The organism is Dactylosporangium cerinum (genome assembly GCF_042653625.1).
GTDB classification, from domain to species: Bacteria; Actinomycetota; Actinomycetes; order Mycobacteriales; family Micromonosporaceae; genus Dactylosporangium; species Dactylosporangium cerinum.
In genome coordinates this window covers 702848-716731 of the sequence record NZ_JBHSIU010000130.1, presented here as the reverse complement: position 1 = coordinate 716731, position 13884 = coordinate 702848, and the positions used below count along the sequence as shown (strand labels likewise).

Sequence of the window (13884 nt, the reverse complement as noted above, 5' to 3'; positions counted from 1 at the left end):
GGGAGACCATGAAGGTCCTGCACGTCATCGCCTCACCCCGCAACGACAAGTCGAACACCCTGCAGGTCTCCCAGCAGTTCCTCACCGAACTCGGCAGGCACGCGCCGGACCTCGAGGTCGAGGTGGTCGACCTGTTCAACCAGGACCTGCCGGCGCTCGCCGGGAACAACATCGAGACCAAGTACACGCTCAACCACGGGCAGCCGATCGGGCGCGACCACGTCGAGTCATGGCGGCAGATCGAGCAGCTCATCGCCCGGTTCCTCGCGGCGGACGCCTACCTGATCTCCACCCCGATGTGGAACCTCAGCATCCCGTACACGCTGAAGTACTACATCGACTGCATCGTGCAGCCCGGCTACCTGTTCCGGTTCAACGACCTCGGCTACCCGGAGCCGCTCGTGCACGGCAAGCGGATGGTCTGCGTCACCGCGCGGGGCAGCGACTACTCGCCCGCCGGGCCGCTGCACGCGCTCGACTTCCAGGAGCCCTACCTCCGGTCCATCTTCGGGTTCGTCGGGATCACCGACATCGACTTCATCTGCGCGCAGCCGACCGACATCTCGGCGCTGCGCGAGTCGGCGATGACCACCGCGATCAGCCGGGCCCAGCACCTGGCACCGGCGTTCGCGGCACTACCCGTACCCCAGCCGCAGAAATGACAGGTGAACCTTAAGTAACTCTAGGGTGATACCAGTCACTACTGGGGTGGCGGATAGCGCAGACCCCAGTTGTAGGATCCCCACAACTGAGTGGCACGGGGATACGTGATCGGCACAGTGGCGTACTCGGCGGTAATCACGCAGGGTGGAGCAAGGTGCAGGCGACGCTCCGGGACCCGGGACGTCGCCTGCTGTTTGTCGGCGACGCCGCTCCGCGGCGCGGGCCGCTGGTTCTTGGGAGGCTCAACCGGTGTTCAGTCGTGTCGCCATCGTCAACCGCGGAGAGGCCGCGATGCGGCTCATCCATGCCGTGCGGGATCTTTCGGCCGAGACCGGGACACGGATCGAGACGGTCGCGCTGTTCACGGACGCCGACCGGACCGCCACCTTCGTCCGCGAGGCGGACATCGCCTACCCGCTGGGGCCCGCCTCGGCCCGTCCGTATCTCGACCACGCCGTCCTGGAGCGGGCCCTGGTGCAGACCGGCGCGGACGCCGCCTGGGTCGGCTGGGGGTTCGTCGCGGAGGACCCGACGTTCGCGGAGCTGTGCGAGAAACTCGGCGTGACGTTCGTCGGGCCGAGCGCGGACGCGATGCGCAAGCTCGGTGACAAGATCGGCTCGAAGTTGATGGCCGAGGAGGTCGGGGTACCCGTAGCGCCGTGGAGCCGGGGCGCGGTCGCCACCCTCGACGACGCCCTGCGGGCCGGCAAGGAGATCGGCTACCCGCTGATGCTCAAGGCGACCGCCGGCGGCGGCGGGCGCGGCATCCGCATGGTGGCCTCCGCCGAGGACCTCACCGACGCCTACGAGCGCACCAGCCAGGAGGCGCTGCGCGCCTTCGGCTCCGGCGTCGTGTTCCTGGAGCGCCTCGTCACCGGCGCCCGGCACGTCGAGGTCCAGGTCATCGCCGACGGGCAGGGCACCGCGTGGGCGCTCGGCGTGCGCGACTGCTCCGTGCAGCGGCGCAACCAGAAGATCATCGAGGAGTCCGCCTCCCCGGTCCTGGAGCCGGCGCAGACCGCCGAACTCAAGGCCTCCGCCGAGCGGCTCGCCGTCGCCGTCGGCTACCGCGGCGCCTGCACCGTGGAGTTCCTCTACCACCCCGGCGAGCGGCTGTTCGCGTTCCTCGAGGTCAACACCCGGCTGCAGGTCGAGCACCCGATCACCGAGATCACCACCGGCACCGACCTGGTCAAGCTGCAGCTGCACGTCGCCGGCGGCGGCCGCCTCGAAGGCCCGCAGCCGGTCGAGATCGGGCACGCCGTCGAGGCGCGGCTCAACGCCGAGGACCCCGACCGCGACTTCGCGCCGTCCCCCGGCCGCATCACCCGCCTCGCCCTGCCCGCCGGGCCCGGCATCCGCGTCGACACCGGCGTCAGCGAGGGCGACACCATCCCCGCCGACTTCGACTCGATGATCGCGAAGATCATCGCGTACGGCCGCGACCGCGACGAGGCCCTGGGCCGGCTGCGCCGGGCAATGGCCGAGACGACCGTCATCATCGAGGGCGGCACGACCAACAAGAGCTTCGTGCTCGACCTGCTCGACCAGCCCGAGGTGATCGACGCCAGCGCCGACACCGGCTGGATCGACCGGGTCCGCGCCGAGGGCCGCCTCGTCAGCCACCGCCACTCCGCGATCGCCCTGGCCGCCGCCGCGATCGAGGCCTACCAGGACGAGGAGGAGATCAGCCGGCACCGGCTGCTGTCCACCGCGCACGGCGGGCGCCCCCAGGTCCAGCACGAGACCGGCCGCCCCCTCGACCTGAAGCTGCGCGGCGTCGGCTACCGGGTCAGCGTCGCCCGCACCGGGCAGAAGCGCTACCGCGTCGGCGTCTCCGGCGGCGGCGACGTGCACCCCGTCGACGTCGAGATCGAACGGTTCGACGAGCACAGCGGCCGGATCATGGTCAACGGGCACCGCTTCCGCCTCGTCACGGCCACGCACGGCCCGATCCACCTGGTCGAGGTCGACGGCACCACCCACCGGATCAGCCGCGACGAGGGCGGCGTCGTGCGCTCCCCCGCACCGGCCCTGGTCGTGGCGACGCCCCTCGCCGTCGGCGACGAGGTCGAGTCCGGCGCGCCGATCCTGGTCCTGGAGAGCATGAAGATGGAGACGGTGCTGCGCGCGCCGTTCCGCGCCCGGGTCCGGGAGTGCCCGGTGTCGGTGGGCAGCCAGGTCGAGACCGGCACCCCGCTGATTCGCCTGGAGCCCATCGCCGACGACGCCGCCGCCGTGGATGAGGCCGCCGTCGCCGAGGTCGCCGAGATCGAGCTGCCGCCGGAGCCGGTCGACGTGTCCGCGGCCGAGCGGGTCGAGCGCGGCCTGCAGGACCTGTGCAGCCTGCTGCTCGGCTTCGACGTCGACCCGCAGGACGGCCGGCGCCTGCTGTCGGGCTACCTGGCCGCCCGGGCCGAGCTCGGCGGCCGGCCCCTGGAAGGCGAGCTGAACCTGCTGACCGTGTTCGCGGACCTGTCGGAGCTGAGCCGCAACAAGCCCGGCGGCGAGTTCGACGACGAGCCCGGCAGCCCGGTGCACAGCCCGCGCGAGTTCTTCCACAGCTACCTGCAGAGCCTCGACGTGGAGCGGGCCGGCCTGCCCGAAGGGTTCCAGGCCAAGCTGCGCAAGGCGCTGCGGCACTACGGCGTCACCGAGCTGGACCGCACCCCGGAGCTGGAATCCGCGGTGTTCCGCATCTTCCTGGCCCAACAGCGGATGTCCACCGACGTCGCGGTCGTGTCGGAGCTGCTGCGCCAGTGGCTGGCCGGGCTGCCGCCCCTCGAGTCGCTCAACGAACGCGCCGGCCTCACCCTCGAGCACCTCGTCGAGGCCACCCAGGTGCGCTTCCCCGCGGTGTCGGACCTGTCCCGCGGCGTGGTGTTCCGCTGGTTCGCCCAGCCGCTGCTGCGCCGCAACCGGGCGAAGGTCTACGCCGCGGTCCGCGAGGACCTGCACCACCTGGACCACAACCCGGACGCGCCGGACCGGGCCGAGCGGATCCAGGCGATGGTGGCCAGCGCCGAGCCCCTGGTCCGGCTGATCGGCCAGCGGATCGGCCGGCCCGGTCGCGACCACGCGCCGCTGCTGGAGGTCCTGACCCGGCGGTACTACGGCAACCGCGCGCTGTCCGACGTGCAGCTGCGGGAGGTGGCCGGCTGCCGGTTCGTCACCGCCGACCGCACCGACTCCTCCGGCGTGGTCCGGATCGTCACCACCGCCGTCGACATCGCCGCCCTGCCGCACGCCCTCGACGCGGTCACCTCCCTGGCCGCGGGCGTGGCCGACGACGGGCTCGTCGCCGACCTGTATGTCACGTGGGAGGACCAGCCGGACGCCGACGCGATGTCGGTGCGGCTCGGCGAGCTGCTCGCCGGGCAGGCGCTGCCGGCGGCCGTCCGCCGGATCACCACCACCGTCGCCGGCACCAGCGGCGCCGTGATGCACCACCACTTCACCTTCCGGCCGTCCGAGTCCGGCTTCGTCGAGGACCGGCTCATCCGCGGGCTGCACCCGCAGATCGCGCAGCGGCTGCAGCTGCACCGGCTGCGCGAGTTCGACCTCACCCGGCTGCCGTCCGCGGACGAGGAGGTCTACCTGTTCAAGGCCGTCGCGCGCAGCAACCCGTCCGACGAGCGGCTCATCGCGATGGGCCAGGTCCGCGACCTGACCCCGCTGCGCGAGGCCGACGGCCGGCTCGTCGCGCTGCCCGCCGTCGAGGACGCGATCACCGCCGGCCTCGACGCGATCCGCAACATCCAGGCGCAGCGCCCGCAGAACAAGCGGTTCGACACGAACCGGATCCTCATGTACGTCTGGCCGTCCACCGAACTGACCGGCGAGGAGCTCAACGCCCTCGTCCAGCGCATCCTGCCGACGACCGCGGGCGCCGGCCTCGAAGAGGTCCAGTTCATCGCCCGGCAGCGCAACTCGGCCGGCGACCTCAGTGAGGTCGCCGTGCGGATCACCTTCGACCCCGGCCACGGCGTGCAGCTGTTCGTCGACAAGCCGTCGACGGAGCCGCTGCAGCCCCTGGACGACTACCGGCAGAAGGTGCTGCGCGCGGCCCGCCGCGGCAACGTGTACCCCTACGAGCTGACCGACCTCCTCGGCACGTTCGTCGAGCACGACCTGGTCGACGGCGTCCTCGTGCCCGTCGACCGGCCGAAGGGCCGCAACACCGCCGCGATCGTCGCCGGCGTCGTCACCACCCCCACCGAGCGGCACCCCGAGGGCATCACCCGCGTCGTGCTCCTCGGCGACCCGACGAAGGCCCTCGGCGCCCTCGCCGAGCCCGAGTGCTCCCGCGTGATCGCCGCGCTCGACCTCGCCGCTTCCATGCGGGTGCCACTGGAGTGGTTCGCCCTGTCCGCGGGCGCGAAGATCTCGATGAGCTCCGGCACCGAGAACATGGACTGGGTCGCCGCCGCCCTCAAGCGGATCGTCACCTTCACCCAGGACGGCGGCGAGATCAACATCGTGGTCGCCGGGATCAACGTCGGCGCCCAGCCGTACTGGAACGCCGAGGCGACGATGCTCATGCACACCAAGGGCATCCTCGTCATGACCCCGGACTCGGCGATGGTGCTCACCGGCAAGCAGTCCCTGGACTTCTCCGGCGGCGTGTCCGCCGAGGACAACTACGGCATCGGCGGCTACGACCGCGTCATGGGCCCCAACGGCCAGGCGCAGTACTGGGCGCCGCACCTGCCGGCCGCCCGCGACGTGCTGATGGCGCACTACGACCACACGTACGTCGTCCCGGGCGAGACCGGCCCGCGCCGGGCGGCTTCGGTCGATCCGGTCGACCGCGACGTCTCCGACTTCCCGCACGCCATCGTCGGCAGCGACTTCACCACCGTCGGCCAGATCTTCTCCACGACGCACAACCCCGACCGCAAGAAGCCCTTCGACATCCGCACCGTGATGCGCGCCCTGTCCGACCAGGATCACCCGGTCCTGGAACGCTGGGCCGGCATGGCCGACGCCGAGACGTCCGCCGTGCAGGACGTGCACATCGGCGGCTGGCCCGTCTGCCTCATCGGGATCGAGTCCCGCTCGGTGCCGCGGCGCGGTTTCCCGCCCACCGACGGGCCCGACACGTACACCGCCGGCACCCTCTTCCCGCGCTCCTCGAAGAAGACCGCGCGGGCCATCAACGCCGCATCCGGCAACCGTCCCCTCGTCGTCCTGGCGAACCTGTCCGGGTTCGACGGCTCCCCCGAGTCGATGCGCAAACTGCAGCTGGAGTACGGCGCGGAGATCGGCCGGGCGATCGTCAACTTCGACGGCCCGATCGTCTTCTGCGTCATCTCCCGGTATCACGGCGGCGCGTTCGTGGTCTTCTCCAAGGCGCTGAACCCGAACATGACGGTCCTCGCCCTCGAAGGCTCGTTCGCCTCCGTGCTCGGCGGCGCCCCGGCCGCGGCCGTGGTGTTCACCGGCGACGTGAACAACCGCACCGCCACCGACCCGCGCGTGACGGACCTGCAGGCCCGCATCACCTCGGCCAGCGGCGCCGAGCGGGCCGCGCTGAACGCGCAGCTGGCCGAGGTGCACTCCGCCGTGCGCGCGGAGAAACTCGGCGAGGTGGCCGCCGAGTTCGACCGCGTCCACAACATCCAGCGGGCCGTCACCGTCGGCTCCGTGGACGCGATCATCAGCGCCGCCGAGCTGCGACCCCGCATCATCGAGGCGATCGAACACGGCCTGAAGCGCTGACCCCGCTCATGGGGCAATGCCGGCCCGTCGCGGACGGGCCGGCATGCTCCTGGTCACCCGGTGGATCGCTGTCTCCCGGTGGATCGCTGTCTGTGGATCGCTGTCACCCGGTGGATCGCTGGAACGGCTCCTGGGCAACCCGGTGGATCGCCGGAACGCGGTGGATCGCCGGTGCCGGAACACCAGCTGCACACCGGGTTCCAGCAATCCACCGCTTTGTGGGGGGCGCTGGGCCCGGATCTTTTGTGGAGCGCCGGGCCCGGGTCGCGCCGTCCCGCCAGGGGGCCGGCCCGGGCGGAACCACTGAGGGTGCGTGGCCGGTGACGGCATCGGAGATCAATTAGGTGGGCTGGGGTACCGTGCAAGTGAAGCGGTCGCCGGACGGGGTGATCAGACGCGGCACCACCCGGTGCACAGCAGCGCCGGTCGCGTCATAGCCTCGGGCGGTGACCACACACCGGCTCTCACTCGTTGACGCGCGCCGGATCGCGGTGCGCGCGCAGCTGCTCGACCACCAGCGGCCCACCGGGCTCCTCGACGTGGTGCGGCACCTGACGCTGCTGCAGATCGACCCGACCGCGGCGATCGCGCCGACGGCTGACCTCGTGGCGTGGAGCCGGCTCGGCAAGACGTACGCACCGGCCGACCTCGTCGACGCGCTCAAGCGGCGCGAGCTCGTCGAGCTGGCCGCGACCATCCGGCCGGCCGAGGACCTGGCGCTGTACCGGGCGGAGATGGCGCTGCGCCGGGACCACGCGCCCGGGGCGTTCAAGTACTCACGGCATCCCGAGTGGATCCGGTCCAACGACGCCTGCCGGCAGGACATCCTCGCCCGGCTGACGGCGGACGGGCCGCTGCCGTCGCGGGCGCTGCCGGACACGTGTGCGGTGCCGTGGGCGTCGACCGGGTGGACGAACGACCAGAACGTGATCCGGCTCCTCGACCTGATGGCCGCGATGGGTGAGGTCGCGGTCGCCGGGCGGCAGGGGCGGGACCGGCTGTGGGACCTGGCCGAGCGGGTGTACCCGGACGGTCCGCCGGTCCCCGCGGACGAGGCGCCGGGCCGGCGGGGCGAGCGGCGGCTGCGGGCGCTCGGGATCGCGCGGGCGAAGACGACCGAGGTGCCGATCGAGCCGTGGGGCGTCGGTGAGGTCGGCGAGCCCGTGGTGGTCGAGGGCGTCAAGGGCACCTGGCGGGTCGATCCCGGGCAGCTGGACCGGCTCGGGGAACCGTTCGTCGGCCGGGCGGCGCTGCTGTCGCCGTTCGACCGGCTGATCCATGACCGGAAGCGGACCCTGGAGCTGTTCGGCTTCGACTATGGGCTGGAGATGTACAAGCCGGTCGCGAACCGCCGGTGGGGCTACTACGCGCTGCCGATCCTGCTCGGTGACCGGCTCGTCGGCAAGCTCGACGCGACCGCGGACCGCAAGGCGGGCGTCTTGCGGGTCACCGCGGTCCACGAGGACGAGCCGTTCGACCGGAGCGCCGTCGACGCCGAGATCGCGGAGCTGGCCGCATGGCTGGGTCTCGACCTGCAGCGATAGGGCAGCGGCAAACAGCGATCAACCGTGGCTGTCGACAGCACGGCGCCGCGGTCGACCTGGAGCTCGGCACCCGCCGCGCCCGGGCCGCCGCGGACAGCGATCAACGGTGGCGGGCGGACAGCGGGCAACGACGGCGGTGCGGCGGCGTCAGATGCGGGCGCCCTTGGCGAGGTTGCAGCGGCGGCACAGCAGCTGCAGGTTGCCGACGCTGGTCGCGCCGCCGCGGCTCCACGGGATGACGTGGTCGAACTCGAGGTACTCCGTGGCCTGGCACTCCACGCAGGCACCGCCGTCGCGGCGCCACACCTCGGCCCTGACCGCGGGCGGGACGGACCGGGAGTCGCGCTGGCCCGGCGCGGTCACGATCCGCTTGGCGATCTTCACGACGCCGGTGAGGACCGCGGCCACGTACTCGGGGTCGCCGACCTCGTAGGTGCCGCCGCCGCGGGAGGTGGTGGCTGCGACGACGACGGTGCCGTACTCGGGGCGGGCCTCGAGGACCTTCGCCCAGGCTAGGTCGGAGCCGGCGCTGTCACCGACGAAGCGCAGCTTGGCGTTCGTCACGATCAGGCGGCCGCTGCTGCGTTTGGTGCCCCTCGCCTGCTGCTGCACCCGCGCCGCCGGCACCTCCAGGTGCAGGATCTCGTCCGCGTCGAGGTGCAGGGTGCTGGAGGTGACCCGGGGCACCTCGCCGTTGCTGATCAGCCCGAGTTCGAGGCCGCGGCGCAGCCGGCGGCGCATCTCGCTGATCGCCGGGTCGATGACGCCGAGCGCCCGGACCGCGTCGTCGAACGCGTCCATCTCGTGCTGCTCGATGATCCCGTCGGCGAACGCGAACGTCAGCAGCTGATGGAGGTGGTGCAGCGCCACGTGGCGCAGCGCCTCCCGGCCGGCGTCCTCCCGCACCCGCTGGTGGCGCAGCTCGGCCCATAGCTGTGACCAGGCCGGCTCGGCCGTGCCGGACGTGGCGAGGACCCGGGCCGCCCGGCCCCGCCACACGTTCAGGACGTTGGCGATCTCCGGCTCGCACCGGCGGCAGGTGGACAGCCCGCCGCTGTGGCTGCGGTACTTCGGGCCGCCGCACCGCCCGCAGACGGTGGGCGTGTCGTGGATGAGCGGCACCGTCTGCACGCTCCACTCGGTGCCGTTCCACCAGCGCAGCTGGGACGGGTTTCCGTGCGCCGGATACCAGTCAGGCCGGGGCGAGGCGGGCGCCGCAGACGGGGCCGGCGCCGCAGACGGCGCGGGCGAGGCGGTGACCGTCACGCCATAGGCCGTCACCAGGCCGTCGAGCCCAGTGTCCCAGCCCTGCCCGATGGCGCGGAACTTCCACCGGCCCTGCCGCCGGTAGAACTCGCCGAACACCATCGCGGTGACCGGCTCGACGTCGCGCACCGGGAAGCTCGCGAGGGCCCGCCCGCCCGGGCCCCGGACGGTGACCTCCAGGCCCGGCACCGCGTCGAACGTGCCGGTGTCCATCGAGCCGGCGATGACGACACCGGCGACGTCCGCGGGCACGCGCGCGAGGTCGACGGCGAGGGTCGCCGCGTTGGATCCGTCGGTGCGCAACGACACCGCGCCCGACGCGTCCCGCGGCTGGTTGTAGAACACGAGGTCGGCGTCGCCGCGCACCTTGCCGCCCTCGCCGATGAGCAGCGCGCACGCGTCGACGGTCGGGCCGGCGCGCCAGGCCACATGGGCCTCGACCGCCGTCTCGTCGATCGCGGTGTTCGCGCCGCGGGCGAGTGCTGCGGTCGTCATGCGGGTCACCTCCGGCGTGAGCGTATCGACACCGTATCTCGGAGTCGATCAACGCCGCACACCCCCGAACGTCCACTATGGACCCGACCCGCGGCCGACCGGCCACTATGGACCGGAGGGCACCGCCGGCTCATGGACCGGAGGGCACCGCCAGCTCGCCGAGCTCGGACCAGTCGTCCTGCTCGACCGTGGCGTTGATGATGCGCGGCGTCGCGGCCAGATACTGCGGCAGCGTCCGCTGCATCTCCTTGAAGTGCGCGGACTCCACATGCGCCGCGCTGGCGTCGTCGCGGAAGGCCTCGACCAGCACGTACTCGTTCGGGTCGTCGAGGCTGCGGGACCAGTCGAACCACAGGCAGCCCGGCTCCGCCCGGGTCGCCCTGGTGAAATCACCCGTCAGCTCGCCCCACCGGTCGGCGTGCTCGGCCTTGACCTGGAACTTTGCCGTGATGAAGATCATCGTTCCAGGGTACCGCCGCGGCCTGCGGTAGGCTCCTGATCCGTGTCGGAACCACTGCCCCCGTGCGAGCCCGGCGGCGTGGACCCGGCCGCCGTGACCGCCTCGATCGAGGCGTGGATCACCTCGCCGGCCATGCGCGACCTGGTGCGCCGGTTCGGCAGCGAGGTGCCCGGCGGCCCGGCCCTGGACCACGTCGCGGACTTCTCCGCGGTGTGGGACTTCCGCGGCGGGACGAAGGAGCGCTTCGACACCGCCCGCGTCGGCTACGGCGCCGCGGACGAGCAGATCCGGGCCCTGATCCACGCCCTCGGCCTCGGCGGCGCCCCGCGCCCCGCGCACGACCGCTACGACCATGTGGTCATCCTCGGTGGCGGCATCCGGGTCACCCTCGGCCGGGTCGACTACACCGCCCGCCTCCTGAGCGAGCACGTGAAAGCCGGCACCGTCGCCGGGCTGGGCAGCCTCCGGCACCGCGACGACCGGGAGCACCGCGAAGGCATCCGCCTGGGCCTCGGCGCCCTGGACACCGAGGCCGACATGATGACGGCGGCGCTCCGGCGCTTCCTGGACCTGCCCGAGCCGGTGCAGACGCGCAGCGGCGACGGCTGGTGGCACCAGATCTGGCCGCACGACAACGTCCACGTCCTCGCCGCCGCGTCGACCCGGCCGCCGCTGCGGGCGAGCACCGCCTGCACCCTGCTGGGCTGGGCGGAGCACATCCACACCCCCACCCCGGCCGACCGGGTGCTCGTGGTGACCAACGACCCGTACGTGCGGCATCAGCACTGCGACGCGGTCCGGCTCCTGGGGCAGACCTACGGCTGCGGCATCGAGACCATCGGCATGGACGACCTCGCGACGGCCGAGTGGGGCCGGCCCCTGGCGACCACCGAACTGCTGCAGGAAGTGCGGTCCTCGATCCTCGCGATGCGCAACCTGCACCACGCCTTCCAAAACTGAAGCCTTCCAAAACTGAAGCCTTCCAAAACCTAGGCCTTCCAGAACGAAGAGCCTTCCAGAAATAAGTCGCGTACTAAGGCGCCGTTAAGCCTGGCTCTTGCGCACCCTCGTCGATGGCCGCTATACATCTAGGACACTTTACTGTTAACTTTATTAACGGTTGGCGAGGGTTCTATGCGACGACGTACCCTGCACCTCCTGTCCGCCGCCACGGCCGCCCTCGTGGCCGCCTCCGCGGCATTCTTCGTGACCACCGCCAGCGCGGAGGTCGACCAGGCCGCCTGTCGCCCGGACGGGCTCTACCCGACCCCGGGTGTCACGGTGCCGTACTGCAACGTCTACGACACCAACGGCCGGGAGAACCTCGGCGCCGACCACGGCCGCCGGATCATCGGGTACTTCACCAGCTGGCGCACCGGCAAGAACGGCGCTCCCGCGTACCTCGCCAGCCAGATCCCGTGGGACAAGGTCACCCACGTCAACTACGCCTTCGCGCACGTCGACGGCACGAACAAGATCTCCGTCGGCACGCCCACCGCGGCGAACAACGCGGCGACGAACATGACCTGGCCCGGGACCGCCGGCGCGGAGATGGACCCGGCGTATTCCTACACCGGCCACTTCAACCTGCTCAACAAGTTCAAGAAGCAGCACCCGCAGGTCAAGACGCTGATCAGCGTCGGCGGCTGGGCCGAGACCGGCGGCTACTTCGCCGACAACGGCGACCGGATCGACTCCGGCGGCTTCTACCGGATGACCACGAACAGCGACAACAGCATCAACGTCGCCGGCATCAACACCTTCGCCGACTCGGTCGTGACGTTCCTGCGCACCTACGGCTTCGACGGCGTCGACATCGACTACGAGTACCCGACGTCGAACGCGAAGGCCGGCAACCCGCTCGACTTCGCCCAGGCGGACGCGAAGCGGGCCGGGCTCAACGCCTCCTACCACCTGCTGATGAAGACGCTGCGGGAGAAGCTCGACGCGGCCGCGGCCAGCGACGGCAAGTACTACATGGTGACCGTCGCCGCGCCCGCGTCCGGCTGGCTGCTGCGCGGCCTGGAGTCCTACCAGGCGCTGCAGTACCTCGACTACGTCAACATCATGTCCTACGACCTGCACGGATCCTGGAACCACTTCGTCGGGCCGAATGCGGCGCTGTACGACAACGGCGACGACGCCGAGCTGTCCCAGGGCGGTGTGTACGGGGCGTACTCGAACATCGGGTACCTCAACACCGACTGGGCGTACCACTACTTCCGCGGCGCGATGCAGTCCGGCCGGATCAACATCGGCGTGCCGTACTACACCCGCGGCTGGCGCGGCGTCACCGGCGGCACCAACGGCCTGTGGGGCAGGGCGGCGCTGCCGGATCAGACGAAGTGCCCGGCCGGCACCGGCGGGGCGATCGGCTCGACCACCCCGTGCGGCAACGGCGCGGTCGGCATCGACAACCTGTGGCACGACGTCGAACTCAACGCGGAGGTCCCGGCGGGCGCCAACCCGATGTGGCACGCCAAGAACCTGCAGGAGGGCCGCACCGGTGACTACCTGGAGGCATACGGGCTGACCCCGGCGACCGACCCGGAGGACCGGATCACCGGCACCTACGCCCGCAACTACTCCAGCGCGCTGGTCGCGCCGTGGCTGTGGAACGCGCAGAAGCAGGTGTTCCTGTCCACCGAGGACGACCAGTCGCTCGGCACCAAGGCCGACTACGTGGTGAACAAGGGCATCGGCGGCGTCATGATCTGGGAGCTGGCCGGCGACTACGCGTGGGACGCGACCCGCAACGAGTACTACATCGGCAACACGCTGACGAACCTGCTGTACGACAAGTTCAAGACGGCCGCGCCGTACGGGGCCAAGAAGGCCAACATCACGCTGCCGACGCAGACCCTCAACGTCGGGGTGTCGGTCGGCGGGTTCGCGCTCGGCGACAACAACTACCCGATCAACCCGGAGCTGCGGCTGACCAACAACACCGGCGCGGCGATCCCGGCCGGCTCGACGCTGGAGTTCGACTACCCGACCACCGCGCCGGGCAACCTCAGCCAGCAGTCCGGTTGGGCGCTGACCACCGTGTCGACCGGGCACACCGGCAGCAACGTCGGCGGCCTCAAGGGCGACTTCAACCGGGTCCGGCTGACGGTGCCGGCGATCGCGGCGGGCGCCTACGCCGAGGTCACCCTCAACTACCAGCTGCCGATCTCCGGCCCGTCGAACTTCACGCTCACCATCGGCGGGCAGACCTACGCCCTCGCGGCCGACTACGCCCGCGGCGGCACCGCACCGACCGTCTCCCCCACGGTGTCCGGCAACCCGTCCACCGGCACCTGCACGGCACCGGCGTGGTCGGCGTCCACTGTGTACACCGGCGGCAACCTGGTGTCCCACAACGGCCACACGTGGAAGGCACAGTGGTGGACGCAGGGTGACACCCCGGGCGGCAACGCGGTCTGGGTCGACCAGGGCGTCTGCTCCGGCACGTCGCCGAGCCCGAGCGCGAGCGCGTCACCCAGCAAGAGCCCGAGCACGAGCCCGAGCACGAGCACGTCCCCGAGTCGGAGCCCGAGCACGTCGCCCAGCACGTCGACCGGCACCGGTTGCTCGACGCTGCCGGTGTGGAACTCGACCACCGCCTACACCGGCAACACGGTCGTGCAGTACAGCGGCCGCAAGTACCGGGCGAAGTGGTGGACGCAGGGCGAGAACCCGTCGACGAGCGGGCAGTGGGGGGCCTGGGAGGACCAGGGCGCCTGCTGAGAGAAC

At 71.4% G+C, this 13884-nt stretch carries 7 protein-coding genes; 5 read left to right on the top strand and 2 right to left on the bottom strand.

The window, feature by feature from the left end; translation table 11 throughout:
• Nucleotides 1-8: 8 nt before the first annotated feature.
• The 3 genes from ACFPIJ_RS61175 to ACFPIJ_RS61165 all read left to right on the top strand — a co-directional run bounded on the left by ACFPIJ_RS61175 (nt 9) and on the right by ACFPIJ_RS61165 (nt 7928).
• Nucleotides 9-662 carry an FMN-dependent NADH-azoreductase gene (locus ACFPIJ_RS61175; protein ID WP_380128766.1) on the top strand — a complete coding sequence of 218 codons (654 nt, stop codon included), beginning with the start codon at nt 9-11 and terminating at the stop codon, nt 660-662.
• Nucleotides 663-912: 250 nt separating this feature from the next.
• Complete coding sequence (locus ACFPIJ_RS61170; RefSeq protein WP_380128765.1) at nt 913-6384, top strand: ATP-binding protein; 5472 nt, start codon at nt 913-915, stop codon at nt 6382-6384.
• Between the two features lie 446 nt (nt 6385-6830).
• Nucleotides 6831-7928 (top strand): DNA glycosylase AlkZ-like family protein, encoded by a 1098-nt coding sequence (locus tag ACFPIJ_RS61165; protein WP_380128764.1) that lies wholly within the window; start codon nt 6831-6833, stop codon nt 7926-7928.
• Nucleotides 7929-8075: 147 nt separating this feature from the next.
• Here the strand turns inward: ACFPIJ_RS61165 and ACFPIJ_RS61160 are convergent, their stop codons facing one another.
• The gene (locus tag ACFPIJ_RS61160) at nt 8076-9689 is read right to left on the bottom strand and encodes a TerD family protein (RefSeq protein ID WP_380128763.1); all 1614 of its coding nucleotides are present in this window, start codon (nt 9687-9689) and stop codon (nt 8076-8078) included.
• Between the two features lie 130 nt (nt 9690-9819).
• A complete protein-coding gene (locus ACFPIJ_RS61155) occupies nt 9820-10149 on the bottom strand; it encodes a putative quinol monooxygenase (protein ID WP_380128762.1) in 330 nt (109 codons plus the stop codon).
• Nucleotides 10150-10191: 42 nt separating this feature from the next.
• On the opposite strand from ACFPIJ_RS61155, the gene ACFPIJ_RS61150 reads away from it, so the two are divergent.
• Together ACFPIJ_RS61150 and ACFPIJ_RS61145 are read left to right on the top strand one after the other, a co-directional pair.
• Complete coding sequence (locus tag ACFPIJ_RS61150) at nt 10192-11109, top strand: hypothetical protein (protein ID WP_380128761.1); 918 nt, start codon at nt 10192-10194, stop codon at nt 11107-11109.
• Nucleotides 11110-11283: 174 nt separating this feature from the next.
• Entirely contained in the window at nt 11284-13878 is a 2595-nt protein-coding gene (locus ACFPIJ_RS61145) for a chitinase C-terminal domain-containing protein (protein ID WP_380128760.1), read from the top strand.
• Nucleotides 13879-13884 lie beyond the last annotated feature (6 nt).

Bases quoted from the DNA above. Each gene is read 5' to 3' on its own strand.
- ACFPIJ_RS61175 (WP_380128766.1), top strand. From the start codon at position 9: ATGAAGGTCCTGCACGTCATCGCCTCACCCCGCAACGACAAGTCGAAC.
- ACFPIJ_RS61160 (WP_380128763.1), bottom strand. From the start codon at position 9,689: ATGACGACCGCAGCACTCGCCCGCGGCGCGAACACCGCGATCGACGAG.
- ACFPIJ_RS61155 (WP_380128762.1), bottom strand. From the start codon at position 10,149: ATGATCTTCATCACGGCAAAGTTCCAGGTCAAGGCCGAGCACGCCGAC.
- ACFPIJ_RS61145 (WP_380128760.1), top strand. From the start codon at position 11,284: ATGCGACGACGTACCCTGCACCTCCTGTCCGCCGCCACGGCCGCCCTC.